Annotated in this window: 1 protein-coding gene; it reads right to left on the reverse strand. The window is 52.9% G+C overall.

Translation table 11 applies throughout. The features are described from left to right. Window positions 1-257: ATP-binding cassette domain-containing protein (locus LKX83_RS34610; RefSeq protein WP_227887433.1), on the reverse strand; the 257-nt coding region annotated here is incomplete at its 3' end. Window positions 258-259 lie beyond the last annotated feature (2 nt).

Here is a 259-nt window from a genome sequence, read left to right on the forward strand (position 1 = left end):
GCGATGTTGACACGTTGCTTTTCTCCTCCTGAGAGTTCCTTGATGCTGCGTGACAAGTAGGATGCAGGCAGTGAAACTCGGGTGAGCAGAGCCTCCATCTCGCTCCTTGGCAGTGTTTCTCCTGCAAGCTGAACGGGATACGATAGATTGTCTGCGACAGTGCCTGGGAATAAGACCGGAGACTGGAATACATAGTGCACGCGGCGGCGCAATATAGGTGGATCTTGCTCTGTAAGCGGGCGGTTGCGGTAAAAAATCT

Origin of the sequence: Cohnella baijiui (assembly GCF_020731285.1) — a bacterium.
In the GTDB taxonomy this organism is placed as follows: Bacteria; Bacillota; Bacilli; order Paenibacillales; family Paenibacillaceae; genus Cohnella.